The 26,623-nt window shown below is 43.9% G+C and carries 26 protein-coding genes and 1 rRNA gene; 3 read left to right on the forward strand and 24 right to left on the reverse strand.

Annotated features, from left to right (window positions below; all coding sequences use genetic code 11):
• Window positions 1–3: 3 nt before the first annotated feature.
• Window positions 4–1,539, reverse strand: a 16S ribosomal RNA gene (locus FM019_RS07455).
• 440 nt (window positions 1,540–1,979) lie between these two features.
• Between FM019_RS07455 and FM019_RS07460 the strand changes: the two genes are divergently transcribed.
• Entirely contained in the window at window positions 1,980–2,744 is a 765-nt protein-coding gene (locus tag FM019_RS07460) for a hypothetical protein (protein ID WP_143835306.1), read from the forward strand.
• Window positions 2,745–2,862: 118 nt separating this feature from the next.
• Here the strand turns inward: FM019_RS07460 and rplQ are convergent, their stop codons facing one another.
• The 19 genes from rplQ to FM019_RS07555 all read right to left on the reverse strand — a co-directional run bounded on the left by rplQ (window position 2,863) and on the right by FM019_RS07555 (window position 14,835).
• A complete protein-coding gene (gene rplQ, locus FM019_RS07465; RefSeq protein WP_143835307.1) occupies window positions 2,863–3,264 on the reverse strand; it encodes a 50S ribosomal protein L17 in 402 nt (133 codons plus the stop codon).
• Window positions 3,265–3,306: 42 nt separating this feature from the next.
• The gene (locus tag FM019_RS07470; RefSeq protein ID WP_143835308.1) at window positions 3,307–4,296 is read right to left on the reverse strand and encodes a DNA-directed RNA polymerase subunit alpha; all 990 of its coding nucleotides are present in this window, start codon (window positions 4,294–4,296) and stop codon (window positions 3,307–3,309) included.
• Between the two features lie 22 nt (window positions 4,297–4,318).
• Window positions 4,319–4,939, reverse strand: coding sequence for a 30S ribosomal protein S4 (rpsD, locus tag FM019_RS07475; RefSeq protein WP_008846190.1), 621 nt, complete (start codon window positions 4,937–4,939; stop codon window positions 4,319–4,321).
• A 24-nt stretch (window positions 4,940–4,963) separates the two neighbouring features.
• Window positions 4,964–5,356 carry a 30S ribosomal protein S11 gene (gene rpsK, locus FM019_RS07480; RefSeq protein WP_008846191.1) on the reverse strand — a complete coding sequence of 131 codons (393 nt, stop codon included), beginning with the start codon at window positions 5,354–5,356 and terminating at the stop codon, window positions 4,964–4,966.
• A gap of 12 nt (window positions 5,357–5,368) precedes the next feature.
• Window positions 5,369–5,725, reverse strand: coding sequence for a 30S ribosomal protein S13 (gene rpsM / locus FM019_RS07485; protein ID WP_143835309.1), 357 nt, complete (start codon window positions 5,723–5,725; stop codon window positions 5,369–5,371).
• 130 nt (window positions 5,726–5,855) lie between these two features.
• Window positions 5,856–5,972, reverse strand: coding sequence for a 50S ribosomal protein L36 (rpmJ, locus tag FM019_RS07490; protein WP_143835310.1), 117 nt, complete (start codon window positions 5,970–5,972; stop codon window positions 5,856–5,858).
• 24 nt (window positions 5,973–5,996) lie between these two features.
• Window positions 5,997–7,316: a preprotein translocase subunit SecY gene (gene secY, locus FM019_RS07495; RefSeq protein ID WP_143835311.1), complete on the reverse strand. Its 1,320-nt coding sequence runs from the start codon at window positions 7,314–7,316 to the stop codon at window positions 5,997–5,999.
• Window positions 7,317–7,321: 5 nt separating this feature from the next.
• Window positions 7,322–7,756: a 50S ribosomal protein L15 gene (rplO, locus tag FM019_RS07500; protein WP_143835312.1), complete on the reverse strand. Its 435-nt coding sequence runs from the start codon at window positions 7,754–7,756 to the stop codon at window positions 7,322–7,324.
• Window positions 7,757–7,759: 3 nt separating this feature from the next.
• Window positions 7,760–7,945, reverse strand: a complete 186-nt coding sequence (gene rpmD, locus FM019_RS07505; protein WP_409553367.1) for a 50S ribosomal protein L30 — start codon at window positions 7,943–7,945, stop codon at window positions 7,760–7,762.
• A complete protein-coding gene (gene rpsE, locus FM019_RS07510; RefSeq protein ID WP_143835314.1) occupies window positions 7,946–8,449 on the reverse strand; it encodes a 30S ribosomal protein S5 in 504 nt (167 codons plus the stop codon). It lies immediately after the preceding gene.
• Between the two features lie 9 nt (window positions 8,450–8,458).
• Window positions 8,459–8,812, reverse strand: a complete 354-nt coding sequence (rplR, locus tag FM019_RS07515) for a 50S ribosomal protein L18 (protein ID WP_143835315.1) — start codon at window positions 8,810–8,812, stop codon at window positions 8,459–8,461.
• Between the two features lie 12 nt (window positions 8,813–8,824).
• On the reverse strand, window positions 8,825–9,358 hold the full coding sequence (gene rplF / locus FM019_RS07520; protein ID WP_143835316.1) for a 50S ribosomal protein L6: 534 nt from the start codon (window positions 9,356–9,358) through the stop codon (window positions 8,825–8,827).
• A gap of 13 nt (window positions 9,359–9,371) precedes the next feature.
• Window positions 9,372–9,764: a 30S ribosomal protein S8 gene (rpsH, locus tag FM019_RS07525; RefSeq protein WP_143835317.1), complete on the reverse strand. Its 393-nt coding sequence runs from the start codon at window positions 9,762–9,764 to the stop codon at window positions 9,372–9,374.
• A gap of 13 nt (window positions 9,765–9,777) precedes the next feature.
• On the reverse strand, window positions 9,778–10,083 hold the full coding sequence (rpsN, locus tag FM019_RS07530; RefSeq protein WP_143835318.1) for a 30S ribosomal protein S14: 306 nt from the start codon (window positions 10,081–10,083) through the stop codon (window positions 9,778–9,780).
• 11 nt (window positions 10,084–10,094) lie between these two features.
• Window positions 10,095–10,634, reverse strand: coding sequence for a 50S ribosomal protein L5 (gene rplE, locus FM019_RS07535; RefSeq protein WP_143835319.1), 540 nt, complete (start codon window positions 10,632–10,634; stop codon window positions 10,095–10,097).
• A gap of 16 nt (window positions 10,635–10,650) precedes the next feature.
• Window positions 10,651–10,965 (reverse strand): 50S ribosomal protein L24, encoded by a 315-nt coding sequence (gene rplX / locus FM019_RS07540; RefSeq protein WP_143835320.1) that lies wholly within the window; start codon window positions 10,963–10,965, stop codon window positions 10,651–10,653.
• A gap of 12 nt (window positions 10,966–10,977) precedes the next feature.
• Complete coding sequence (gene rplN / locus FM019_RS07545; RefSeq protein WP_008846203.1) at window positions 10,978–11,346, reverse strand: 50S ribosomal protein L14; 369 nt, start codon at window positions 11,344–11,346, stop codon at window positions 10,978–10,980.
• Between the two features lie 334 nt (window positions 11,347–11,680).
• On the reverse strand, window positions 11,681–13,054 hold the full coding sequence (locus FM019_RS07550) for a DUF4397 domain-containing protein (protein ID WP_143835321.1): 1,374 nt from the start codon (window positions 13,052–13,054) through the stop codon (window positions 11,681–11,683).
• Window positions 13,055–13,197: 143 nt separating this feature from the next.
• Window positions 13,198–14,835, reverse strand: a complete 1,638-nt coding sequence (locus tag FM019_RS07555; protein ID WP_143835322.1) for an AMP-binding protein — start codon at window positions 14,833–14,835, stop codon at window positions 13,198–13,200.
• Between the two features lie 240 nt (window positions 14,836–15,075).
• Between FM019_RS07555 and amt the strand changes: the two genes are divergently transcribed.
• Entirely contained in the window at window positions 15,076–16,935 is a 1,860-nt protein-coding gene (amt, locus tag FM019_RS07560; RefSeq protein WP_143835323.1) for an ammonium transporter, read from the forward strand.
• Here the strand turns inward: amt and FM019_RS07565 are convergent.
• Together FM019_RS07565 and FM019_RS07570 are read right to left on the reverse strand one after the other, a co-directional pair.
• Window positions 16,932–19,754 carry a serine/threonine-protein kinase gene (locus tag FM019_RS07565; RefSeq protein ID WP_143835324.1) on the reverse strand — a complete coding sequence of 941 codons (2,823 nt, stop codon included), beginning with the start codon at window positions 19,752–19,754 and terminating at the stop codon, window positions 16,932–16,934. The genes amt and FM019_RS07565 overlap by 4 nt on opposite strands.
• Window positions 19,755–20,318: an ECF-type sigma factor gene (locus FM019_RS07570; protein ID WP_143835325.1), complete on the reverse strand. Its 564-nt coding sequence runs from the start codon at window positions 20,316–20,318 to the stop codon at window positions 19,755–19,757. It abuts the gene before it with no gap.
• 135 nt (window positions 20,319–20,453) lie between these two features.
• On the opposite strand from FM019_RS07570, the gene FM019_RS07575 reads away from it, so the two are divergent.
• The gene (locus tag FM019_RS07575) at window positions 20,454–23,390 is read left to right on the forward strand and encodes a hypothetical protein (protein WP_143835326.1); all 2,937 of its coding nucleotides are present in this window, start codon (window positions 20,454–20,456) and stop codon (window positions 23,388–23,390) included.
• A gap of 73 nt (window positions 23,391–23,463) precedes the next feature.
• Here the strand turns inward: FM019_RS07575 and rlmB are convergent, their stop codons facing one another.
• Together rlmB and rnr are read right to left on the reverse strand one after the other, a co-directional pair.
• Window positions 23,464–24,204, reverse strand: coding sequence for a 23S rRNA (guanosine(2251)-2'-O)-methyltransferase RlmB (rlmB, locus tag FM019_RS07580; protein ID WP_143835327.1), 741 nt, complete (start codon window positions 24,202–24,204; stop codon window positions 23,464–23,466).
• Window positions 24,205–24,209: 5 nt separating this feature from the next.
• Window positions 24,210–26,600: a ribonuclease R gene (gene rnr, locus FM019_RS07585; protein ID WP_143835328.1), complete on the reverse strand. Its 2,391-nt coding sequence runs from the start codon at window positions 26,598–26,600 to the stop codon at window positions 24,210–24,212.
• Window positions 26,601–26,623 lie beyond the last annotated feature (23 nt).

The following is a 26,623-nucleotide window of genomic DNA, read 5'->3' on the forward strand; positions in this document are numbered from 1 at the left end:
GTGTAAGGAGGTGATCCAACCCCAGGTTCCCCTAGGGTTACCTTGTTACGACTTCACCCCAGTCATGAAACACAAAGTGGTGAACGTCCCCCCGAAGGTTAGACTATCCACTTCTTTTGCATCCCACTCCCATGGTGTGACGGGCGGTGTGTACAAGGCCCGGGAACGTATTCACCGCAGTATGCTGACCTGCGATTACTAGCGATTCCGACTTCATGGAGTCGAGTTGCAGACTCCAATCCGGACTACGACGAGCTTTAAGGGGTCCGCTCCACATCACTGTCTCGCTTCCCTCTGTACTCGCCATTGTAGCACGTGTGTAGCCCTACTCGTAAGGGCCATGATGACTTGACGTCGTCCCCACCTTCCTCCGGTTTGTCACCGGCAGTCTCCTTAGAGTGCCCAACTAAATGCTGGCAACTAAGGACAAGGGTTGCGCTCGTTGCGGGACTTAACCCAACATCTCACGACACGAGCTGACGACAGCCATGCAGCACCTGTCTCAGAATTCCCGAAGGCACTGAGGCATCTCTGCCAAATTTTCTGGATGTCAAGAGTAGGTAAGGTTCTTCGCGTTGCATCGAATTAAACCACATGCTCCACCGCTTGTGCGGGCCCCCGTCAATTCATTTGAGTTTTAACCTTGCGGCCGTACTCCCCAGGCGGTCTACTTAGCGCGTTAGCTTCGCTACTCACGTATATAATACACAAACAGCTAGTAGACAGCGTTTACGGTGTGGACTACCAGGGTATCTAATCCTGTTCGCTACCCACACTTTCGCACATGAGCGTCAGTCTTTGGCCAGGGAGTCGCCTTCGCCACTGATGTTCCTCCAGATATCTACGCATTTCACCGCTACACCTGGAATTCCACTCCCCTCTCCAAGACTCTAGTCATACAGTTCTAAATGCTATTCCCAGGTTGAGCCCGGGGCTTTCACATCTAGCTTATATAACCGCCTGCGTGCGCTTTACGCCCAGTAATTCCGATTAACGCTCGCACCCTCCGTATTACCGCGGCTGCTGGCACGGAGTTAGCCGGTGCTTCTTCTGTTGCTAACGTCACAGATACTGGGTATTAACCAGCACCCTTTCCTCACAACTGAAAGTGCTTTACAACCCGAAGGCCTTCTTCACACACGCGGCATGGCTGCATCAGGGTTTCCCCCATTGTGCAATATTCCCCACTGCTGCCTCCCGTAGGAGTCTGGGCCGTGTCTCAGTCCCAGTGTGGCTGATCTTCCTCTCAGAACAGCTAGAGATCGTCGCCTTGGTGGGCCTTTACCCCACCAACTAGCTAATCTCGCTTGGGCTGCTCTTTGCGCGGGAGGAACAAGTCCCCCCTTTGGTCCGTAAACATCATGCGGTATTAGCTATCGTTTCCAATAGTTATCCCCCTCGCAAAGGCACATTCCCAAGTATTACTCACCCGTCCGCCACTCGTCATCTTCTAGCAAGCTAGAAATGTTACCGTTCGACTTGCATGTGTTAGGCCTGCCGCCAGCGTTCAATCTGAGCCATGATCAAACTCTTCAATTAAACTTTCGAAATATGAACTTTTTTGGTAAGCACTCTTATAATGAGTGCCCACACAGATTGTCTTGTTGCAAATTGTTAAAGAACGTTTCGCTCTTCGAGTGGACCGAGCCTCTCTCAAGCGGGACGCGAATTCTACACGCCCCTTGGATGTTGTCAACCTATTAATTTAAGTTTTTCAAATTATCATCCATTCTTTTCAAAGTTGCCCATTTTGAAGCAGGTGACTCCGAAAAGCTGGGCGCATTTTAGTGATTTATAACTATAGGTCAACCCTCATACCGAAAAAAAATCAAATTTAGTCTAATCTCTTCCAATCGAGTTTATTTTTTAAACTCTCGGTGAATTTGGTGTTAATTTTGTAAATTTGCTGTTACTTTTAAACTCTTGTCTGATACGGATGTCTGAGAAGTTGTAAATAGATGTTTATTTAGGTATCCGTAATGAAGAAGTTTATTTGTGTCGCAATCACTATTGGTGCTTTTTGCCATCAAGCTTATGCCATCAATGTAAATGGCGATGATAAAAAGAAAGAAACACAATTAACGGCAGCTTTTGTCCAAAAGCAGGTCAGTCAATCTATGTCTATTGGCCGTGCTATAAAAAGTATTATTAGTCATTACCCACGCGAAGCGATTACTGTTGTCGATACTGCGTTAGATTTATATCCTGAAAAGTATAAAGAGATTATACATGCGGCCATATCAGCAGAACCTGCGTTAACAGGCGAAGTCGTGACCCTCGCTCTAGAAAAAGGAATTAGTAGTTGTTCAAGCATTGTTGAAACCGCAATAAATGCTGAGCCTAGTTATGTTGACTTTGTTGTACGCGCTGCAGCTTATTCCACACCTGAAGAGCTCGACGATATAGTGAGAATTGCAGTTGAAACAGAACCTGATTCTGCGGACAACATCGTTCAGACCCTCTCTAGATCACACCCTAATGAAATGGTTGAGATCATCAAAACTGCTGTGAGTGCCGTACCTTTTGTAGGCGAATATGTGGTCGACGCATTATTGGCTTCTTTTCCTGATGAAGCTGAGCAAGTCGTTACAACGGCGCTACGAGAATCTATAGGCGAACAAGAAAGCATGCGAAGAATTATGGCTACCGCTATCAATGCAGGTGTTTCACCGGATGAATTAGCCAAATATGCTAAAAATGCAGGGGCCAGCGAAGAACATTTAGCATTTGTAGAAAGCCAGTAGACTTTACTACTATCGAGAAACGATACGCGATTATCTCCTTCACTTAAGAAATGACATAAGACCTAACATCAGATACAAAAAAGCCGAGCAGTTGCTCGGCTTTTCTATTTTTGGAGTCTTACTCCTCTGTTGCTTCTTCCGTTTCTTCAACGTCTTCTACAACAGGACGGTCAACTAGTTCAACATAAGCCATTGGCGCATTGTCACCTGTGCGGAATCCACATTTTAGAATACGGATGTAACCGCCTGGGCGAGCTTCATAGCGCGGACCAAGTTCGTTGAATAATTTACCTACTACTTCTTTATCACCAGTGCGAGCCATCGCCAAACGACGATTAGCGACACTGTCTTGCTTAGCAAGTGTGATAAGAGGCTCGATTACGCGACGCAATTCTTTCGCTTTTGGCAAAGTTGTTTTAATCACTTCATGCTTTACCAAAGATCCCGCCATGTTTTTAAACATAGCTTGGCGATGACTGCTGTTACGATTTAACTGACGACCACTGTTACGATGGCGCATAGCTCTATCCTTCTTTACAAATCAGTTTATCTTGCGACCTGATTAATCTTTTTCTGCGATACTCTCTGGTGGCCAATTTTCAAGGCGCATTCCCAGAGAAAGACCACGTGATGCCAACACATCTTTAATCTCAGTAAGAGATTTTTTACCCAAGTTAGGCGTCTTAAGAAGCTCAACTTCGGTGCGTTGCACCAGGTCACCAATGTACTGGATAGCTTCTGCTTTCAAGCAGTTAGCAGAACGTACGGTTAGCTCTAAATCGTCAACTGGACGAAGAAGAATCGGATCAAATTCCGGCTTCTCTTCTTTAGCCACTGGCTCAGAGATATCACGAAGTTCAACAAATGCGTCTAATTGCTCAGCTAAAACTGTAGCTGAACGACGGATTGCTTCTTCGGGATCCAAAGTTCCATTGGTTTCCATGTCGATGATCAATTTGTCAAGGTCTGTACGTTGTTCAACACGTGCAGACTCAACATTGTAAGCAATACGTTCTACCGGACTGTAGGAAGCATCCACTAACAAACGACCGATTGGTCGATCATCTTCTTCGGAGGAACGGCGTGTCGATGCAGGAACGTATCCACGGCCCATTTCCACTTTGATGCGCATGCTTAACTCGGCGTCGCCAGTAAGCGTACAAATCACGTGGTCAGGGTTGACGATTTCCACATCACCATCATGCTGGATGTCACCAGCAGTAACAGGGCCCGCACCAGACTTAACTAAAGTAAGGGTAGCTTCAGTTTTGCCTTCGATTTTCACAGCTAAACCTTTAAGGTTCAACAAGATCTCGATGACATCTTCTTGTACACCTTCTTTGGTGCTGTACTCGTGTAATACACCATCGATTTCTACTTCTGTCACTGCGCAACCTGGCATAGATGACAAAAGGATGCGACGAAGCGCATTACCAAGAGTATGACCAAAACCACGCTCTAATGGTTCAAGTGTGACCTTAGCGCGTGTTGGTGATAAGTTTTCTATTTCCACTAACCTTGGTTTTAGGAATTCAGTTACAGAACCCGGCATTGTTTCCTCTCTTGATTATGCTTTACTTAGAGTAAAGTTCGACGATCAACTGTTCGTTAATTTCAGCAGACAAGTCAGTTCTTTCAGGAATGCGTTTAAACACACCTTCCATCTTCTTGCTGTCTACTTCAATCCAAGTTGGTTTTTCACGTTGGTCCGCCAATTCTAAAGCCGCAACGATACGCGCTTGCTTCTTAGACTTTTCACGAACGGAAACAACGTCTTCAGCAGAAACGTTATAAGAAGGTATGTTTACTACCTTACCGTTAACCATGATTGCTTTATGGCTTACAAGCTGGCGTGCTTCAGCACGTGTGCTTGCAAAACCCATGCGGTAAACAACATTGTCAAGACGCTGCTCTAAAAGCTGAAGCAGGTTTTCACCTGTGTTGCCTTTAAGACGCGCTGCTTCTTTATAGTAATTACGGAACTGCTTTTCCAATACGCCATACATACGACGTACTTTTTGCTTTTCACGTAACTGCACACCGTAATCAGACAAACGGCCACGACGGGCACCATGCTGACCAGGAGCAGTATCTATTTTACATTTCGAGTCAATTGCTCGAACGCCACTTTTAAGGAACAAATCTGTTCCTTCGCGACGACTAAGTTTGAGTTTTGGACCCAAATATCTAGCCATGATCTTTCTCCAACTGTCCGTCGATTAAACGCGACGTTTTTTCGGTGGACGACAACCGTTGTGAGGAATAGGTGTCACATCGGTAATGTTTGTGATTTTGTAACCAGTAGCATTCAAAGCACGGATCGCAGACTCACGACCTGGACCTGGACCTTTAACGAATACTTCTAAGTTTTTCAAACCGTAATCCTGAGCAGCAACGCCTGCGCGCTCAGCAGCAACCTGTGCAGCAAAAGGGGTAGATTTACGTGAACCACGGAAACCAGAACCACCTGACGTTGCCCAAGCCAAGGCATTACCTTGACGGTCAGTAATAGTCACAATTGTGTTGTTGAAAGACGCATGGATATGAGCCATACCGTCTGCAACTTGACGTTTAGCGCGCTTACGCGTGCTCTTTGTAGGTGCTTTAGCCATAACTAACCTCGCTTACTTTTTAATTGGCTTACGAGGACCTTTACGGGTACGCGCATTAGTTTTAGTGCGCTGACCACGTAGAGGTAAGCTACGACGGTGGCGAATACCACGGAAGCAACCTAGGTCCATCAAACGTTTGATGTTCATTGATACTTCACGGCGAAGGTCACCCTCTACCATGAATTTCGCGACTTCGTCACGAAGCTTATCAATCGTTGTTTCATCAAGATCTTTAATCTTGGTTGACTCTGTAACACCAGCAGCGGCACAAATGCTTTTCGCACGTGTCGCGCCTACGCCATAGATTGATTGGATAGCAATCACAGCGTGCTTGTGTTCAGGGATGTTAATGCCAGCGATACGGGCCATTAACAGCACTCCTCTTAAATTAATGTCATCAGCCTAAAAAGCCCGATAGGATACTTACCCGATGACCAAATTGCAAATTAAGCTTGGGTGAGTCGGTAGTATGACCGATTTCACCCAAATACCACTTTGATTAGCCTTGCCTTTGCTTATGCTTAGGGTCATTGCTACAAATTACTCGTACTACGCCATTGCGTTTAACGATTTTGCAGCTACGGCAAATCTTTTTAACGGATGCACGAACTTTCATATCACCACTCCGTAAACGCTTATCTTACCGGCCGTAGCCTTTAAGATTCGCTTTCTTAAGAACAGATTCATATTGATGTGACATCAAATGAGTCTGCACCTGCGCCATAAAGTCCATGATGACCACTACAATAATAAGTAGTGATGTACCGCCAAAGTAGAACTGAACGTTCCAGGCGATCAACATAAACTCAGGCACCAAACAAATAAAGGTTATGTAAAGTGCGCCTGCCAAAGTAAGGCGTGTCATTACTTTATCGATGTAACGTGAGGTTTGCTCACCAGGACGAATACCTGGAACAAACGCACCAGACTTCTTCAAGTTATCTGCCGTTTCACGTGGGTTAAATACCAACGCTGTATAGAAGAAACAGAAGAAGATGATCGCCGCAGCGTACAACATCACATACAAAGGCTGTCCTGGGGACAACATCAAAGCCACATCTTGCAACCAAGAAAATGACTCATTTTGACCAAACCAACTTGCGATGGTTCCAGGGAATAAAATAATACTAGATGCAAAGATTGGTGGAATAACACCCGCCATGTTTACCTTTAACGGTAAATGTGTGCTTTGCGCTGCAAACACCTTGCGGCCCTGCTGTTTCTTTGCGTAGTTAACGACGATACGACGTTGGCCACGCTCAACAAACACTACAAAGTATGTGATGGCGACAATGATAACCGCAATCAACAATAGCAATAGTATATTTAAATCACCCTGTCTGGCTTGTTCCGCAGTTTGCCCAATCGCTGTTGGCAAACCGGCAACAATACCAGTAAAGATCAATATGGAGATACCGTTACCGATACCTCTTTCGGTAATCTGCTCACCCAACCACATCAAGAACATGGTACCGGTGACCAAACTGACTACCGCAGTAAAGTAAAAACCGAAGCCTGGTGCAATTACCAAACCTGAGATAAGGTTAGGTAAATTAGTCGCGATTCCAATTGCTTGGAAAGTGGCTAATACCAACGTGAAATAACGTGTGTATTGGCTGATTTTACGACGTCCCGCTTCGCCTTCTTTTTTCAGTTCAATCATTGGCGGATGCACAACTGTGAGCAACTGCATAATAATTGACGCTGAAATGTACGGCATAATACCTAGGGCAAGAACCGATGCGCGCTCAAGCGCACCACCTGAAAACATATTAAACATTTCCACGATGGTGCCCTTTTGCTGCTCAAATAATTGAGCGAGCACATTGGCATCAATACCAGGAATAGGTACATATGAACCGAGTCTAAATACAATGATCGCACCTAGTACGAACAACAGTCTTGATTTAAGCTCGCTCAAGCCGCCTTTGGCGCTTGAGTCCTGTCCTGGTTTTGCCATCTAGCTTATTCCTCTACTTTTCCGCCAGCTGCTTGAATTGCTTCAAGTGCGCCTTTAGATACCTTTAAACCTTTTACAGTAACTGCACGTGAGATTTCACCACTTTTCATGACTTTAACGTGTAGCATTTCTTTTTTGACAAGACCTGCTGCTTTTAACGTCTCAAGTGAAACCACATCACCTTCTACTTTAGCGATTTCAGCCAATGTAACCTGGTCAGAAACCATAGATACACGAGATGTGAAACCGAACTTAGGTAGACGGCGTTGGATTGGCATTTGTCCGCCTTCAAAACCAGGCTTAACAGAACCGCCAGAGCGACTCTTTTGACCTTTGTGACCGCGGCCACCAGTTTTACCAAGACCAGAACCGATACCGCGACCTACGCGCTTACCAGAATTTTTAGCTCCAGGTGCAGGAGCAAGTGTATTAAGTCTCATCAATTACTCCTCCACTACTTCAACCATGTAAAATACACGGTTGATCATGCCACGTACTGCTGGGGTGTCTTCCAACTCACGAACATGACCGATGCGACGTAGACCTAAACCAGTAAGCGTAGCTTTGTGCTTAGGAAGACGACCAATAGAGCTTTTAGTTTGCTTTACTTTAATCGTTGCCATGTTCATTTACCCCAAAATTTGATCAACAGGCAATCCACGTTTAGCGGCAATCCCTTCAGGAGAGTTCATCTCTACTAAAGCGTTGATTGTTGCGCGAACAACGTTGATTGGGTTTGTTGAGCCGTAGCATTTTGAAAGTACGTTTTGTACACCCGCAACTTCAAGTACTGCACGCATTGCACCACCGGCAATGATACCAGTACCTTCTGATGCTGGTTGCATGTAGACTTTAGAGCCCGAGTGACGTCCTTTAATCGGATGCTGTAGCGTGTTGCCGTTAAGGTCAACGTTCACAAGATTGCGACGTGCCTTTTCCATAGCCTTTTGGATAGCAGCAGGAACTTCACGCGCCTTACCGTAACCAAAACCAACACGACCATTTCCGTCACCAACTACTGTCAAAGCAGTAAAGCTAAAGATACGACCACCTTTAACTACTTTTGATACACGGTTTACAGCGATTAGTTTTTCTAACAGGTCACCCTGTTGTTGAACTTCTACTTTAGCCATAACTAACTCCTAGAACTGAAGGCCTGCTTCACGAGCAGCATCAGCCAATGCTTTAACTCGACCGTGATATTTGAAACCGCTGCGATCGAAAGCAATCTCTTTGATTCCTTTTTCGATAGCTCGTTCTGCAATCGCTTTTCCTACTGCTGCTGCAGCTTCTGCATTGCCCGTTGATTTAACGGCTTTGCGAAGATCTGCTTCAACTGTAGACGCTGCCGCCAACACTTCAGAACCATTTGGCGCGATTAACTGCGCGTAAATGTGACGTGGTGTGCGGTTAATAACTAAGCGATGCGCGGCCAGTTCACTAATTTTTTTGCGTGCGCGGGTAGCGCGGCGCAAGCGAGCTGATTTCTTATCCATCGTATCACCTACCTACTTTTTCTTAGCTTCTTTACGACGCACAACTTCATCAGCGTAACGAACACCTTTACCTTTATAAGGCTCTGGTGGACGGTATCCACGGATGTTAGCTGCAACCTGACCTACTTGCTGCTTATCGGCGCCTTTGACGACGATTTCAGTTTGTGTAGGAGTCTCAACTGAAATACCAGCAGGCATTTCATAAACGACAGGGTGAGAGAAGCCCAACGTTAGGTTTAGTTTGCTACCTTGTGCTTGAGCACGATAACCAACACCATTAAGTTGTAGTTTCTTTTCAAACCCTTGTGATACACCTAGAACCATTGCGTTCAAGATTGAGCGAGCTGTACCAGCTTGAGCCCAATTGTTAGCAACACCTTCACGAGGAAGTGCTTTCAATTGATTCTCTTCTTGTACAACTTCAACCGCATCATTAAATACGCGAGTTAGGGTACCGTTTTTTCCTTTAACTGTGATCTCTTGACCAGCGATAGATACTTCTACACCAGACGCGATATCAACAGGAGCTTTTGCTATACGTGACATTTTCTATCTCCCGTTATGCTACATAACCGATGATCTCACCACCCATGCCCGCTTTACGCGCTGCACGGTCAGTCATCACACCTTTTGAGGTAGACACGATAGCAATGCCCAAACCACCCATCACTTTAGGAAGCTCATCTTTTTTCTTGTAGATGCGCAAACCAGGACGGCTGACTCGTTCAATGCTCTCAATTACTTTTTTGCCTTCGAAGTACTTAAGTGCTACTTCGATAACAGGCTTAACGTCACCAGAGACTGCGAAGTCTGCAATGTAACCTTCATCTTTCAAAACTTTTGCTATAGAAACGCGAAGTTTTGAAGAAGGCATAGTCACACTAACTTTGCTAGCCAATTGGCCGTTACGTATGCGGGTAAACATATCCGCGATAGGATCTTGCATGCTCATTTTATGCTACTCCTTACCAGCTGGCTTTTTTAAGGCCAGGGACTTCACCGCGCATCGCTGCTTCGCGAAGCTTAATACGGCTTAGACCAAATTTGCGTAGGAACCCATGTGGACGTCCAGTCACTCGACAGCGATTTTGCTTACGAGAGAGACTTGAGTCACGTGGAAGTTGTTGTAGCTTAAGCACAGCATCCCAACGCTCTTCTTCAGAAACGTTAACATCGCTGATAATCGCTTTTAGCGCAGCACGTTTAGTACCGTACTTTGCTGCTAGCTTGGCGCGTTTTACTTCGCGCGCTTTCATTGATTCTTTTGCCATAACCCTACACCTTATTTTCTGAACGGGAAGTTAAACGCTGATAACAACGCTTTAGCTTCATCGTCTGAGTTTGCGCTAGTAGTGATAGTGATATCCATACCGCGAATTTTATCAACTTTATCAAAGTCGATCTCAGGGAAGATAATTTGTTCACGAACACCCATGCTGTAGTTACCACGGCCGTCGAATGATTTTGCATTCAAGCCACGGAAGTCACGGATACGAGGAATTGCGATTGAAATCAAACGCTCCAAGAATTCCCACATACGTTCGCCACGTAAGGTTACTTTACAGCCAATCGGATAACCTTCACGGATTTTAAAACCCGCAACGGATTTACGAGCAACAGTAACAATTGGTTTTTGACCAGCAATAGCAGCCATATCAGCCTGCGCGCTCTCTAAAACTTTTTTGTCCGCAATCGCTTCACCAAGACCCATGTTCAAGGTGATTTTTTCGATCCGAGGGACTTGCATGACGCTTTTGTAGTTGAACTGCTTCGCAAGTTCTCCCACTACTGTTTCTTTATAGAAATCATGCAGTTTCGCCATCGTACACTCCAATTAATTAAACAAGTTCGCCGTTAGACTTGAAGAAACGCACTTTCTTTTCTTCTTCTAAACGGAAACCAACGCGATCTGCTTTGCCCGTAGCCGGGTTAACAATCGCTACATTTGATACGTGAATTGCTGCTTCCTTTTCAATGATGCCACCAGGGACATTCAATTGAGGATTAGGCTTCTGGTGTTTCTTAACCAGATTCACACCTTCTATGATTAGCTTGTCTTCAGACGCTAGTACTTTAAGGACTTTGCCTTGTTTTCCTTTGTCTTTGCCTGCTAATACGACTACTTCATCATCACGACGAATTTTTCTAGCCATTATCGTGACTCCTTATAGTACCTCTGGGGCCAATGAAATGATCTTCATGAAGGAATCTCCACGAAGTTCACGAGTGACCGGGCCAAAGATACGCGTACCAATAGGTTGCTTGTTTGCATTAAGCAAAACAGCTGCGTTGTTATCAAAACGGATAGTAGAACCATCAGCTCGACGAACGCCTTTCCTAGTACGCACCACCACTGCATTCAGAACGTCACCTTTTTTTACTTTGCCACGAGGAATTGCTTCCTTGACAGTAACTTTGATGATGTCACCGATATGTGCATAACGGCGATGCGAGCCACCAAGAACCTTAATACACTGAACCCTGCGAGCGCCGGAATTGTCGGCTACATCCAGGTTAGTTTGCATTTGGATCATGTTAGTGCTCCGCTGTTAAATTAAGACTCTCCCGAGTCGTTTAAGCTGCAAAAAGACAACCCGAAATCGATTTAAAAACCGAATACTTGCTGACTTTTTATACATACCCCGATAAAAAGGGCGCGAAATGATAACAGAAAAGAATGTACTGCGGTAGCGCAAATTGAAAAAAAATGACAGTAATCGTGATTCTAATTTGTTAATTAGAATATAGGGTGTAAATCTTAGATCAAAAGGGCAAACAGAGAGTTAAAGTTGAGCATCAATTTACCCCGCCCCAAAAGCAAGACGACTCCCTAAGGAGCCATCTAAATTTACATCAACAATCTATTGATTAGAACAATAAAGAGATTTTGTATCCCGTTGGCGAATCTAAAGATTCTTCGATCATGATGATATAGTTGGCTTCTTCATTCAAACCAAGCAGTTCGGTTCTGTCCAACAACACCTGCGTATCTTCGTTATCATCGAAAACGGCCACTAGCTCATAAAAATCGCTTGGTAAGGTTACCGTTTTCGCTTCACCGAAATCGATACTTGCAATCAAGAACTGCGCTGATTCAATCGTTTCATCTTTACGAACAAAATATAAATCTACATCTGTAAAATCAGAGACCAGGTTTGCCGCGACCACTTGTTTATCGAATACTTGTGGTTGCGTGCTTTCATCAAATGACAAAGATGTTAACGCATCATTTTCATCCTGATAAATGACAATGGCTTTGCTTTCCCCTTGATTTAGCGTTACAAGGCGATTGTTGAAAGTCAGTTCGGCGTTCGTTGTAGAGTTCGCCGACAAACGATAGTCCCCAAATTCTACCTCTGTAAAACCAGAAAGTGTATTTGCTGCCAACTCGACAGCAGGCGTCACAACATCTGTTCCGTCAAGGGCGATGCTTACTGCGTCATTATCTAGGCTGTTATACAGACGATATTGCGAACTTGCATCGATATCATCCAAGTTACCAACCGTAGATGAATTCAGAATCAGGTCTACTTCAATGCCTGACTGAATGGCTCCACTACTTCCGCGAATAACTAGCACGTACTCAGTGGCGAATTGGAAAGAAACCGTATTACTCTCAAAAATGACTTCTTGAGAACCCGGTTCAGTAAGATAAATTGTGTAGCTGCCTTCGTCGAAATCTTCGCTATCTGAGTCAGGGGCCCAGAAAGTTTGCTCTTCGAAACTTTCGTAGTTGATCGTTCCTAACAAATTTGCAGCGGTGAAAGGTGCACCCGAATCACTCATATACAAGTCATAGCTGCTCTGGTCGTCTGTGACAGACACAGCAAACAATCTGAAGTGATCTTCAAGTTCTTCGCGGTTAAAACGATATTCATTGAATGTCGGGTTACCGAAGTCTCCTGTCAACATCACTAGCGTTTTTTGACCAGTAGGAATATCGATTTCACGAGTTTCTAAAATAATTTCTTCGTCATCCGAATCAGTCCTGAAAAACTCGATTTCGGTGAATCCACCGTCTACCTGAAATAGAGTGGTTGCATCTCCATATGAAGATGAACCCAAAATACGGGTCTGCTCTGTTCCACGAATCGTGGTGACTGCGCTGTTTGATGATCCATTATAAAACTGAATGAAACCGGCATTTGAAAATTGTTGGTTATCATCGTCTGAGCTGCTGCAGGCGGTTAACCCTGTGGCTAAAACTGCACCCATCAGGGCTATACTAACTTTACTTCGCATTAAAACACTTTCCTTTCATAACAAGCGCAAAATCAAATTGCGGGGGATTCTATAACGAAGTTACGATTCATACACTAAATAAAAGTTCAAACCTTTGTAAAATCTTTACAAAAAAACCCGCAACAGTCGCTTTCAGGCGCGTATCATAACCAAACTACCTTGTCTTTGTAAGATGAATTAATGACGTCGTGGTATTTTTTCTCTAACACATGGCGTTTTATCTTCAATGTTGGCGTCAACATGTCGTTTTCAATCGTCCATTCTTCTTTTACCACAATAAGACGGTCTAGGACTTGGTGACTTTCCAATTTGGCATTCACGTCGTTTAATGTTGTGGTCAACGATTCTGTGACAGTCTCTTTATCGAGTTTTTTAGCATCTTCAGACAAAACCAACATCGCAATCGGTTGTTTCAAACTGCTGCCGGTCACGCACACTTGTTCAATGTTAGAGTTTTCCATCAGACTTGATTCAATCGGTACAGGCGTAACGTATTTTCCTTTTGCTGTTTTAAAAATGTCTTTTAATCGACCAGTAATACGCACATATCCGTCGCCATCAATTTCGCCTTTATCACCAGTACGTAGATAACCATCGTCGGTAAACACTTCTGCGGTTTTCTCTGGCTCAAGATAATATTCCTTCATATTACAAGGGCCTTTGACTTGAATTTCGCCTTCATCAGAAATACGCACATCGACTCCTTCATAGGCTTTACCAATGCATCCCACTTTGTCCATTCTAAAAGGCACGCTACTTGTGCCATAGGCACAGTTTTCGGTCATCCCCCACCCTTCAGAAATGTTGATACCGATTTTGCTGAACCACTTGATTGTTGCAGGGGATATGGGAGCAGACCCACTCGCCCATAAGCGCGCGTTATTTAATCCTAATCCATTTCGAATCTTTTTCGCGACGATTCCGCCAAAAATTGGAATTTTTAGCATGAAATCGAGTTTCTTCTGAGGCATCTGGGACAGAACCCCCATCTGGAAACGCGTCCACAATCTCGGAACAGAGATAAAGAGCGTAGGCTGCGCTCGTTGTATATCTGTTTTAAAGGTATCCAATGATTCGATGAAAAATATTTGCATACCTGAATACAAACTTGCCATCTCAACAAGAATACGTTCAGTTATATGCGACAATGGTAAATAGCTCAAAATTCGGTCATTATCATCGACGGTCAATGCATCAAGCGAGCTATTCCCCGTCCAACTTATTGCCTCATAAGTATGTACAACACCTTTTGGATTGCCGGTGCTACCTGAGGTGTAGATGATAGTCATTACTTCATCCATTGCCGGTACACGTTTTCCTTCAAAAGGTTCGACATCAGTAAACGACTGCCAGTCTATATCGCATTTAACCCCTTCATAAGGGAAGCCTATGCTTTTAACCTCTTCTGGCACCGCCTTGATTTGTTCAGCTGCATTTTCTAATTTGCCAACAAATATGACCGGGCATTTTGCGTGATCCAAAACATATTTTATTGTATCTGGGCCCGCCGTTGGAAAAATTGGAACCGATATGTGTCCCGCAAGCATTATGGCTAAATCGGTGATAAACCATTCCGCGCAGTTTTTAGAAATTAGCGCAATATGGCTGCCCTCTGGTAAATCTAAATTTTTTAATCCTTGTGCGACTTTTCTCACCTGAAGATCAAAATCCTTCCAAGTGAACTGTTTAACCTGCCCGTTTACAGGTTGGTTCAAAAACAATTGATCAGGGCGATTTTCTATTTGCTCGTAGAGCATTTCCAGAGGTGTTTTTATTGTCATTTGGCTACCTAACATGTTTTAAACGAATGAATAATAAACCTGTAGAAGGTATGTAAATATTCGTAATAAGGGTTCAAGTTACTCAAGATTAATATTCTAATTAACAAAAAGCTAACACATTCGATACATTGTATAGATAAATAAACCTGCTAACTTAAAAAGGACTGTTTTAAATAACCTATCTAATGCCCCTCAACATTAGTTATTTGTTTAACAACTTGACCAATAAGGATAATTTTCTTGGCAGAATTTCAACCCATTGACACGATATGGGTATTGTTTTGTACGTGTCTGCTGGTTTTTATGCAAGCTGGATTCAGTTGTTTAGAAGCTGGAGCTGTAAGAGCTAAGAACAATGTTAACGTTGTAATGAAAAACTTTGCCGATTTGTGCATTAGTTTTTTAATTTTTGCAATCCTAGGTTTTGGTCTCATGTTCGAAGGCCAATGGCAAAGTATCCTAACCATCTCCATTTTTGAGCAACAAACCAATTCTCATTATTATGTCGTGTTTTTATATCAGGCAATGTTTTGCGCCACCGCAATTACCATTGTGTCAGGTGCTGTCGCTGAGCGAATGAAATTTAATGGTTATTTATTCCTGGCTGCTGTCGTTGCTTCGCTCATCTATCCTGTAGTTGGGAATTGGATTTGGGGAGGTCTATTGTCCAAAGATGCAAACATTGGTTGGTTAGCAAGGTTGGGGTTTCATGATTTTGCTGGAGCAACAGTTGTGCATTCGGTTGGAGGCTGGATTGCACTGGCCGCCGTGCTGGTAATCGGGCCACGACTAGGCAGGTTTGGCCCAAAAACAAATAAAATTGAGCCTTCCTCGTTACCACTGTCTTCCCTGGGTGTGTTTTTGCTTTGGATTGGATGGTTAGGGTTTAATGGCGGCAGTAGCTTGCAAATGGACGCCAAAACCCCCTTGATACTATTGATCACCATGATAGGTGGTGTCAGTGGCATTTTTTCAGCCTTGGTTTATTCTCATGTTGTCTTCAAGAAAGCACGTGTGATGCTGGTGATGAATGGGGGTTTGGCAGGGCTGGTTTCGGTGACAGGAGCTGCAGATATTATCGCACTGCATCATGCACTTTTTATTGGCTTGGTAGCGGGTTTACTGCCTGGACTTTCACAATGCATACTAAATAAGTTCAAAATCGATGATGCCATTGGTGCCATTCCTGTGCATCTAGCAGGAGGGATATGGGGAACTTTAGTGGCTGGCTTTTATGTTGAATTATTGCCTAACCAAAGCCGTATTGATGCCCTATCAATCCAACTTATTGGCATTATGGTAGTGGGTGGATTCGTATTTATTTGCGCTTATTCGATCCTTAAGATTACCAATCGTTTTTTCAGGTTGCGGGTAAGTGAAGAAGCTGAACTTGTAGGCTTGAATGTATATGAACATGGCGTAGTTGAAACCCAGCTCGAATTGATAAAACATATGTCTGAGCAAATAAAAAGTGGTGACTTCGCAACAAAAGCGGCTGTTGATTCCCAATCATCAAGCCACAGTTTTGCCAGTTATTATAATGAAGTTTTAGCCAAATTTAGTGAACTGCAGAACCAAAAAGAGCTTGCCTTAAAAAAGGCGCAATGGCAGGCACAAAGAGATCCTTTAAGCGGTTTACTGAATAGACGGGCATTCACCTCGGTATTGGAGAGCGAAAAAGGGCACTTAGCCAAAGCAGCCAAGTCATCGGTAGTGTGTATTGTTGATGTCGACTTTTTCAAAAAAATTAATGATGACTTTGGTCATGACGCTGGTGACATGGCAATAATACAAATTAGTGATTTGCTTAAAAAGGGAATTAGACGCGACGATTCAGTCGGTCGAATTGGCGGTGAAGAATTTTGTATTTTGTTTAGTGAAACTCATCTAGACAAAGCAGTAGAGATCCTTGAAAAACTCAGAACGAGTATTTTCAATACACCTTTCATATATGAAAACAAAAAGATCGAACTGTCGGTCAGCATCGGTGTCACTGAGTTCAAACGGGATGACTCTATATCTGATACGTTAAAGCGAGCAGATTTTGCGCTGTATCGAGCAAAGAAAAACGATCGAAATCAGGTAATTACTTACATTTAACTCACTACATTTGATGTTTTACAAGAGCTTAGGTGTTGTTCTAACTCTAAGAGCTCATCTGGGTTAGCCAACACAATGGTTTTTTGCCAGTTGGTATAATTTGACACTACTCTATTACAGTCGTTAAGACGCATCAGGAAGTCTTTGAATGTCTTGGCCACGTAGCCATTTTCAAATGATGTGGCATGATTATTGTTTTGCATATCCTCGTGCATAATATTTAGTATTGCGTGCGCTTTCTCATAATCATTTAGGGTCATAAGTGTTTTCACAACACGGGCCCTCGCGGTAATAATCATTGAGGTTGCGTCTGGGTAGAATTGTCTTTTCATTTCTAGAGATTGCTGAAAATAGTCTAGAGCATCCGGAAACTTTTTGGAGTCAAAATAAAAGCTCCCAATCACGCTTAAGCTCGCTGCCAAGTGCGGATGAGCGCCGTCAAACAATTGTTCTCGTAACGCCTTGGCTTTGAACAAATGATACTCAGACTCCGCAAGTCGCCCATTGCGCAAGTACAACACGCCTAAATTGCTATGATTGGTGGCGATTTCCGGATTCACTTCATCAAAAATTTGATTATTTATTCGTAGCGCCTCTAGATAATGAAATTCCGACTTTTTAACTTGTTTTTGTTGCGCGTAAATTGCCGCGATATCATTGTGTGCTATGCCAATGGCTGGATGAATCTCTCCCATTGACTCGCGACCCATATCGATAACTTGTTGTAAATAATCAATCCCCTGTTGTTCGTCGATAAAACTCATTGTCGACCCCAGGTCGAGTAAATCGCCTGCTATCACCGGGTGACTTTCAGGATAAATTTGCCTGTCAATTTCCAAGGCTCTAAGTAACAAATCTTTGGCCGTTTCAAATTCACCAATTTGATCAACAAAATATCCCCAGTCGCTGTAACTCTGAGCGGTGACGGGGTGCAATTCTCCATAGGTCTTCAATATTAGCTGGTGCACTCTCTGAGCACCTTGAATAGCCCCCGTGTAATTTCCTTCAGAGGCAAGCAATAGGTTTTGTGCGATTAAGGTATCAATAATTTGTTTGGAATCTTCTTTTAAATGCTGTCGCTGAATAGACAGTCCTTTATCGTGCAAGGAACGTGCTTGCTGCAAATGCCCTCGTTCTTCAGCCGATTTCGACATGGCTAACAAAATCTCTGCAGTTTCCAGGGAGTCAGGTCCCATCACCTCTTGTTGGATCTGCAGTGCCTTTTGCAAAATTGCATCGTACTGATTGTATTCCCCTTGTAAAAAATACAACTTCGCAAGTTCTTTATAATTCCTTACCAGTGCCTGAGGATTTTCGCTAACCCGTTGCTCCCTGTAGTTTTGTTCTTTACTTAAAATAGTCTGTGCTTGGCTAACGATACCTAAACTTAGATAAACTCTACCGATAGTATGATTTAGTTCATGTTGAATATCCGGTTGGCTACTCAGGGTCGCATTAATTCGAATTGCTCCCTGGTCGAGTACTTGCCTTGCGGTGACTCGATTTCCGAGCGATTCGATGGGGTCGGAGATACTAAATACATCTACCAAGAAGTCGCTGACTTGCTGTGCAGTTTGTAATCGCTGTTGGGCAAGGTCTCGCTGTTTCGATACTTCAAAGGTGTAAAACAATACAGTTGCCACAAACGCCACAAATGCAGCGCCACCAAATGATAACGTTTTTGGAAAGCGTGTCGCCAATTTACTGATTTGATAAATTGACGTTTGTGGTCGTGCTTTAACCGGCAGCTTTCTAAAATAGTTACGAATATCATCTGCAAGTGCCGAAGCTGAGGGGTAACGCCGTGCTGGTTCCTTTTCCAATGCCATCTGAGCGATTGCATCTAAATCACCCTTGAGCAAGCTTTTCACTTTAGCGCTTTCCACTACCTCACTCATCAATTTTGGCCGTAAGGTTTGAATTGCTCGACTTAAGGTTTCAATATTTTCAAAGTGCCCTTGGTAGGGTGATTTTCCGGTTAACAATTTAAACAACAATACTCCCAATGAATAAATATCCGTGGACGTAGTGATATTTTGCTTAGCAACCTGTTCAGGGCTGGCACTTTCAGGCGTCATCGCCTGCGTGGTCTTCTGTTTGTCTAACGATTCATCATTGTCGTCAATGGTCGCTATCCCAAAATCCAACAATTTGACCCTACCTTCAGCGGTGACCATGATGTTTTCTGCTTTAATATCTTGATGAATCACTAAGTTTTGGTGGGCATATTCTACCGCATCGCATACTTGTAAAAATATACTTAATAGCTGTTGGAAATTTTGCTCATCATTTTCAATACATGTAGTAAGTGGCTTCCCATCAATGTATTCCATCACTAAAAAAGGGATACCCTGGTTTGTTGTACCTCCATCTAGTAGCCGTGCAATATTTTGGTGATCCAAGTCTGCCAGAATTTGGCGTTCTCGCTGGAAACGCTCAATTGCTTGATTAGAAAAAAGTCTTGCATGTAATAGCTTAATCGCGACATTTTGTTCATAGCTATTGTCTACTCGTTTACCCAAGTAAACACTGCCCATTCCTCCTTCCGCTATTTTTTCTGTCACTTGGAAATGACCTATCAAACTGCCAATTTCAAGCTCAAACAAACTCGACACAACATCTGAAGTTTGCTCAGCCATAAGCTGAGACAAACCAAGATCATCAACATCACTTTGCGCTTCCAACATTGAACATACGGTTTGGTACAAGGCTTTATCGTCGTTACAGGCACTGCTAATAAAATTCAGACGCTGTTCGACTGGTTGACTTAACGCTTGTTCGAAAAGTAATTTAGCTTGATGCCAATTGTCGTCGGCCATTTATTTTACGCCTAATTGCTTGGCTAACCAGGCCTTGGAAAAACGCATTTCACGTTCGACTGTTGAAAGTGAAAGTCCTTTGAGGAGCGCTATCTCAGACAACGTCAAACCCGCGAAATATTTGAGTTCAAAAATTTCTGCATTCTGTTGGTCTTTTTTCGCCAAGCGGTCAAGCAATTGGTCGATTAACACCAGCTCTTCAGATGGATCGACATTCTGCGCAAACAGAGACTCGGTGTAAGTGGAGGAAACGGCATTGTCTCCTCTCTTTTGGGTCATTTTTTGTCGCGCGTGATCGACTAAAATCCGACGCATTTGTTTAGCTGCAATAGCAAAAAAATGATCACGGTTTTGCCAACTAACATCCTTATCAACCAAATTTATAAATGCTTCATTTACCAAACACGTTGCTTGAAGGGTATGGCCGGCTTTTTCGTTTTGCATATAGCGTTTAGCAAGGCGATGTAACTCGCTAAATACAATAGGTGCAATGGCCTTGCTTACGGCGTTTTTATCGTCTCCTATGTGATTTAAAAGCTGCGTGACGTCGGCGGTATTTGGCATCGAGATTCCTTAAAGCTACTCATACCATGCTAGGACCTGATTAAAAAATATTCAATTATTTTGACGGGTTCTTTCGTAGTTTTTCGCTGACGTTAATAAGGGCGGGCTGAACTGCCTGAAAAATGGAGAAATACGATGAACTTTTTTAATAAATGGACGAAGGTTAGCTCAGCAGCCGTAATCGCAGCCAGCTTAAGTCTCCAAGCTTTTTCAACGTTGGCAAACGCATCTGCATTTGATTGCGACGCAACACAATGCACAGTCAACTTATCCCCCGCTTTGCAACTGATTGCAGGAGCAGGAAATGTTAACGACTCCCAGAGTCCAGGTCGAATCGAAATTGTTGGTGACGTGCGCTTAATTGCACAAGGAATAGATTTACCGCTTGGTGACACACAGTTGGTAATGGAAACGGACCCAAATACCGGACAATTAATGGAGTTTTATGGTTTAGCAAAAATGCCACTTGACGAGTGGTCTATTCTAGATAACTTAAGCCTGGATGCTGAGCCTCCTATGGCCGTGGTCGGTTTGTTTCAACAACAAACTGTGGAAGACTTATTTGATGGCATGATCCCATTGAACAATGCTGTTGCACTCGACGGCAGCCAGCGTCAATCCACTCAACCATATCTAGTTTTTCATACCAGCACGGGTGGCCTATCTCTTGATTTAAACAAAATGTTCAAATTGGGAATGAGCGACAAATCGTCATTTGCGATTTCAATTCCGGGTCAAAAAAGTGTGAGCTTTGCCCTTGATGTGCATGACCCTTACTTATTCACCGGTCAGGATTTTTCTATCAAATTGGAAAATTTAAACAAAGATGAACCAAGTAAGCTTGCACCTGAAAAAACCTATTTGGCTATCAACAGCCAAGTGATCGATGAGCATGGCGATGTTACTTCAGAAATCACAGAGTATTATGATGATTCGGGACGGTTGGTGAATAAATTCATACGCGATCCCCATACTGGAGCACTGGTCAAACACGATATTGCAGCAGATGGTCAAGTTACGGTGAGTTTTTACCAACGAGACGATGTTGGCGACTTTGTCCGCGAGGGTGCCGATAAGCAAGATGGTGATCACTTCAACTTGCTTGAACTCGATAACGGCATTGATGTGAATGATAGCGCAAGAACACGGATGTCAGGCTATCGTGTGGTAAATCAAGACGAAAGAAATGCAGATGGTTCGATAAAACGCGAAATTACCGAGTACCACGATAACCAAGGCAACTTGGTCAGCAAGTTCCTCTATGACCCGGCAACAGGTTCAATGGTCAAACAAGATTTTGATAAAAATGGTCATATGACTGTGAGTTTCTATCAACAAGATGCTGCCGGAGATTTTGTGCGTGATGGCGCTGATAAAAATGATGGTGACTATTTCAACAAAAATGAAATAGCTCAGGGCAAAGACGTTAGTGATCCTGCCCGTGCTCGCGACCTCGACCCAGCTGCTCAACCTAAAGACAACAAAAAACGCCGTAAATTTGAATTGGGCATCGATGCGTTCGCTTTTTCAAAAAATGGTTGGTTGCCTTATGAAGCGCAGAATACATACGGTGTTCCCCATGACTCACGTCATTTTAGCGGCAACCTTTACATGAAAGGTGCTATCACTATGGACGGTACTTTGGTACTTGATGGTGAAGTTGTTACTTATATTGGTGAACAAGGCTTTACCATGGGTGGCAATGGAGACCTTGCCTTCACAATTCCAGCATTGCCAGAACCGGTTGATTTTTCTCTCTATTTAGGCAGTGCCTCATCCACATTCCAAATAGTCCACGACCGGCAAATGGCATTTATCAGTGGCGTCATGCAGCCTGACACAGGACTTTTTGAAAAGCTTCTTCCGATAACCCCTGAAGGCCAAGTCCTTGCAGCTGGTTACATTGATAACAATCTAGTGGATACAAATATTTCATTAGAAGGAAGCTTCAGTCTTGGGGCCAAGTTAATTGGTGATTTGATTGGTGTACCTTTAAACAACCTGCAAAGTGTTCAAGGAAAAGCACAGCTTAGCCCCACCGGATTCAGCCTAAATGGTATTACTGAGAGTCAAATTCATCCAGATATTGCATTTGGTGGAGCAATTTCTGTTGAAGTCGATATTCCTTTTATCAACCCTGACGAATTTAGCCTCAAACTTGCGGGTAAAGCGGATGTCTTTGGCGTTGGCCTAGATGAAGTCAGTATCGCTATTTCACGTGAAGGTATGTTTATCAACGGCATTTTTGTTACACCGCTGACTGAGATGGCAATGTTAGGTTCGATCACTAACCGTGGACCAGCCTTAACAGGCTATGCCACCATCTCACTTGGGCTTGGCGACATTACCGGCGCAATGAAAAACGCCACTGAAGCCTTGACCAAAGCGCAAGCCGAAGTCAACCGATTGAGCATTGAAATAGACAGGTTACGTCAAGAGGTCATTGAACGTCGCGCTAAACATGCCACAGCGCTACAAAAAGCCCAAGCTGCTGTAACCTTCGCACAAAATGAAGTTAACCGTTTGAATGCCCTGGTAGCAAAAGAATACAAAGGTATTAGCTATCAAAAATCACGGATTTCTAGCAAATATAGATGGTACAAAAAAGCGAAGTGGTATCAAAAAGCCGGACGCTGGGCAGCTTATAAAGCTGAAAAAGCTTGGCGCAGCGCAGTCATAGCCAAACACTATGCCGCCATAGGCGTATTTAAAGCAACCATCGTTGCAGCTAAATTAGCTTTAGAAGGTGCCAAACTGTCTCTGCGCGGATTAGAAGAATTAACTGAAGTTGCCCCAGTTGATCTAGACCCGAAAGTGGCGGCGGTCATTGTAGCAAAAGGGGTTGCCATTACTGCGCTTGAGGTGGCGAAATTGCCATTCAAACACATCCCAGTAATCGACTATGATTTTGAAGGGAAGATTGAGGCCACTTTGGATATCACTGGTATACATGGTGTAGTGACTGCTGAATTTGATGGTTACGAAGCGCTTCGAGGTTCGCTGCAATTCGACCCCATCCCTAGAGCTTGTATTACCATTGCCACTTTTGGAGAGGCCTGTACGAAGTTTTAATTAAAGAAATGAGTCAAAAGCGCCGGCTTTATGCCGGCGCTTTTAATCAGGAGAAAATAGCCAAATCAACCCTCTAGTTTTGCCTTTGCCTGACGATTTCAAACAGACACACGCCGGTTGCTACCGAGACATTCAAACTGGTGACGGTACCGGCCATGGGGAGCTTAATCAAATCATCACAGTGTTCACGGGTTAATCGACGCATACCTTTACCTTCGGCCCCCATAACCAATGCTATTGGCCCAGTCATTTTACATTCATATAAGCTTTGTTTTGCTTCACCAGCAGTACCAATGATCCAAACACCCGCTTGCTGTAAGTCACGTAGGGTGCGGGCCAAATTTGTTACCTGCACAAGGGGAATTACGTCTGCCGCACCACTTGCGACTTTTCTGACTGTTGGCGTCAATGCTGCAGACTTGTCTTTTGGCACTACAACCGCGTGAACACCTGCCGCTTCAGCGGTACGCAAACATGCGCCAAGATTATGTGGGTCAGTTACACCGTCTAACACAAGTAAAAACGGTGTCTCATTGGCCTTCACAATCTCATCCAAATCGTTTTCACTGTATTGACGGCCAGGTTTAGCTCTAGCAACAACACCTTGGTGTTGCTCGCCATTTACTTTATCGTCAAGCACTTTTCGGTGGCAAAACTGCACGGCGATGCCAAATCGTCTGGCTTGATTAATTATATTTGTCAGGCGTTGATCATCTCGCCCTTTTAAAACAAACAATTCAATGAGGCGCTCGGGCTCTCTGTTAACGACTGCTTCTAACGCATGTATGCCATACAACCACTCATTCTGAGCCATAGATATTATTTCCTTTTCGAACTGCGCTTGGTCGAGCGACGGGCTTTACTTGACGGTTTAACGCCTGTGCGCTTCTGATCGTCTTTTTTTACGGTTTTACTAGGTTGCTTCTTTTTCGCAGCCGCTCCTTCGGTCGACGTTCGAGGTTTAGCGGCGCTTTTTTTCTTGGCCTGTTGTTTTTTGCCACGGGTAATCATTGGCTCATCCAAAATGAAATCGATTTTACGTTCATCCAGGTTAACAGCTGCCACTTTGACTTGCAGGGCATCTCCTAAACGGTAACGTTTACCCATAGCTTCACCCACCAGGCACTGTTTAACTTCATCAAAGTGATAATAATCATTTTCCAGCGATGAAATATGCACCAATCCGTCGATATGAAACTCACTTAATCTGACAAAAAAACCAAAACCTGTTACCGACGCAATCACGCCGTCAAATACATCACCTACATGGTCAAGCATAAATTCGCATTTAAGCCAATCTGCCACATCACGGGTGGCGTCGTCAGCTCTGCGTTCTGTCATTGAACATTGTTCACCCAAGGCTTCTACTTCATCCGCAGAGTATGATTTTCCGCCAGTTTGACTTTTTTTGTTGGCCTGTTTGTTCAAGACTGCTTTGATTGCGCGATGCACAACCAAATCAGGGTAGCGTCGAATAGGCGAGGTAAAATGGGCGTACGCTTCTAATGCCAAGCCAAAGTGACCAATGTTGTCATTGTCATACACCGCTTGTTTCATGGAACGCAGCAACATGGTTTGGATTAATTCCTGATCGGGTCGGCCTTGAATTTTGCTGACCAGATCGGTGAAATCTTGTGGTTTTGCTTCGCTGCCAATTCGATGTTCTATACCTACTTCTTTCAAGTAAGAAGTAAAGCTAGTTAAACGATCTTCATTGGGTTCATCATGGATCCGGTACAACGCTGGCGCGTTATTTTTTTCCAGGAATTGTGCAGCAGACACGTTCGCCAGGATCATGCACTCTTCGATAAGTTTATGAGCGTCATTGCGCACAACAGGAATAATATGGTCAATTTTCCGTTGGGCATTGAACACAAATTTACTTTCTTGAGTTTCAAACTCAATCGCACCACGTTTGTTGCGGCTGCGTTTTAATGCACGATACATGTCATGCAGGTTGCGCAAGTGCGGAACATGCTCTGCATATCTTTTGTTAAGTTGTGGATCACCATCTAGGATTTCGCCCACTTTGGTGTAAGTCAACCGGGCTTTAGAGTTCATCACCGCTTCATAGAAATGATAGTCTTGAAGTTTCCCACGGGCGCTTACGGTCATTTCACAAACCATGCACAACCTATCAACTTCAGGGTTTAGCGAGCACAACCCATTGCTCAAAACCTCTGGCAGCATGGGTACAACCTGTTCAGGAAAATACACCGAGTTGCCGCGCGCTTGGGCTTCCTGATCTAGAGCAGTACCAGTCCGCACATAATAGCTCACATCGGCGATCGCTACCCACAGCGTCCAGCCTCCTTCATCCAAAGGCTCGCAAAACACAGCATCATCAAAATCTCTTGCATCTTCACCATCTATGGTGACCAAAGGCAGTTGTCGTAAGTCTATCCGACCTTGCTTTGCCTCCTCTGGCACTTGATCAGTGAGATGACTAACCTGCTTGTTAACGCCTTTTGGCCAATCATGGGGAATGTCGAAAGTGCGTAATGCCATTTCGATTTCCATCCCAGGGGCCATATGTTCGCCAAGAACTTCTTTAATCTTGCCGATGGGATTGACCCGTTTTCTGGGACGTTGCACGATTTCAACCACCACAACATGGCCTTGTCGAGCACCATTGACACTTTCCGAAGGGATCATAATTTCATGACAAATACGACTGTCGTCGGGGATCACCAAACTCACACCATGTTCGACAAAATAGCGGCCGACAATAGGTTCACTACGAGGCTCAATGACTCGCGCAATACGCGCTTCGCGTTTGCCACGATTGTCCGTTCCACTCTCTTTGGCTAGCACAACGTCGTCATGTAACAATGCTTGCATTTGAGCCTGATGGATAAATAAGTCTTTTTCTCCATCATCGCGCTTAAGAAAACCGAAGCCGTCACGATGTCCAATAACTCGGCCTTTTATAAGTTCCATTTTCTCGGCAAGACCGTATTTTTTCTGACGGTTGAAAACAATTTGACCTTCACGCTCCATCGCTCTGAGACGGCGCTGAATACCTACCCGATTATCTTCATCGTCGGCGTTAACAAATTGGCAAATTTCAAGAAAGGTAAGGGGAGTTTTTTCTCTTTCCAGTACCTGCAATAAATATTCTCTGCTAGCTACTGGGTTGTCGTATTTATCTTTTTCGCGTTGGTAGTGTGGATCGTCTTTTTTTAGTTTTTGTTCATTTTTTATATTCATGGGCGGCATTATAGCTTCTGATT

It is taken from the genome of Aliiglaciecola sp. M165 (assembly GCF_007197995.1).
Lineage (GTDB): Bacteria > Pseudomonadota > Gammaproteobacteria > Enterobacterales > Alteromonadaceae > Aliiglaciecola.

Coding starts and splice junctions, on each gene's coding strand:
- FM019_RS07460 (WP_143835306.1), top strand. CDS start 1,980: ATGAAGAAGTTTATTTGTGTCGCAATCACTATTGGTGCTTTTTGCCAT.
- rplQ (WP_143835307.1), bottom strand. CDS start 3,264: ATGCGCCATCGTAACAGTGGTCGTCAGTTAAATCGTAACAGCAGTCAT.
- FM019_RS07470 (WP_143835308.1), bottom strand. CDS start 4,296: ATGCCGGGTTCTGTAACTGAATTCCTAAAACCAAGGTTAGTGGAAATA.
- rpsD (WP_008846190.1), bottom strand. CDS start 4,939: ATGGCTAGATATTTGGGTCCAAAACTCAAACTTAGTCGTCGCGAAGGA.
- rpsK (WP_008846191.1), bottom strand. CDS start 5,356: ATGGCTAAAGCACCTACAAAGAGCACGCGTAAGCGCGCTAAACGTCAA.
- rpsM (WP_143835309.1), bottom strand. CDS start 5,725: ATGGCCCGTATCGCTGGCATTAACATCCCTGAACACAAGCACGCTGTG.
- rpmJ (WP_143835310.1), bottom strand. CDS start 5,972: ATGAAAGTTCGTGCATCCGTTAAAAAGATTTGCCGTAGCTGCAAAATC.
- secY (WP_143835311.1), bottom strand. CDS start 7,316: ATGGCAAAACCAGGACAGGACTCAAGCGCCAAAGGCGGCTTGAGCGAG.
- rplO (WP_143835312.1), bottom strand. CDS start 7,756: ATGAGACTTAATACACTTGCTCCTGCACCTGGAGCTAAAAATTCTGGT.
- rpmD (WP_409553367.1), bottom strand. CDS start 7,945: ATGAACATGGCAACGATTAAAGTAAAGCAAACTAAAAGCTCTATTGGT.
- rpsE (WP_143835314.1), bottom strand. CDS start 8,449: ATGGCTAAAGTAGAAGTTCAACAACAGGGTGACCTGTTAGAAAAACTA.
- rplR (WP_143835315.1), bottom strand. CDS start 8,812: ATGGATAAGAAATCAGCTCGCTTGCGCCGCGCTACCCGCGCACGCAAA.
- rplF (WP_143835316.1), bottom strand. CDS start 9,358: ATGTCACGTATAGCAAAAGCTCCTGTTGATATCGCGTCTGGTGTAGAA.
- rpsH (WP_143835317.1), bottom strand. CDS start 9,764: ATGAGCATGCAAGATCCTATCGCGGATATGTTTACCCGCATACGTAAC.
- rpsN (WP_143835318.1), bottom strand. CDS start 10,083: ATGGCAAAAGAATCAATGAAAGCGCGCGAAGTAAAACGCGCCAAGCTA.
- rplE (WP_143835319.1), bottom strand. CDS start 10,634: ATGGCGAAACTGCATGATTTCTATAAAGAAACAGTAGTGGGAGAACTT.
- rplX (WP_143835320.1), bottom strand. CDS start 10,965: ATGGCTAGAAAAATTCGTCGTGATGATGAAGTAGTCGTATTAGCAGGC.
- rplN (WP_008846203.1), bottom strand. CDS start 11,346: ATGATCCAAATGCAAACTAACCTGGATGTAGCCGACAATTCCGGCGCT.
- FM019_RS07550 (WP_143835321.1), bottom strand. CDS start 13,054: ATGCGAAGTAAAGTTAGTATAGCCCTGATGGGTGCAGTTTTAGCCACA.
- FM019_RS07555 (WP_143835322.1), bottom strand. CDS start 14,835: ATGACAATAAAAACACCTCTGGAAATGCTCTACGAGCAAATAGAAAAT.
- FM019_RS07565 (WP_143835324.1), bottom strand. CDS start 19,754: ATGGCCGACGACAATTGGCATCAAGCTAAATTACTTTTCGAACAAGCG.
- FM019_RS07570 (WP_143835325.1), bottom strand. CDS start 20,318: ATGCCAAATACCGCCGACGTCACGCAGCTTTTAAATCACATAGGAGAC.
- FM019_RS07575 (WP_143835326.1), top strand. CDS start 20,454: ATGAACTTTTTTAATAAATGGACGAAGGTTAGCTCAGCAGCCGTAATC.
- rlmB (WP_143835327.1), bottom strand. CDS start 24,204: ATGGCTCAGAATGAGTGGTTGTATGGCATACATGCGTTAGAAGCAGTC.
- rnr (WP_143835328.1), bottom strand. CDS start 26,600: ATGAATATAAAAAATGAACAAAAACTAAAAAAAGACGATCCACACTAC.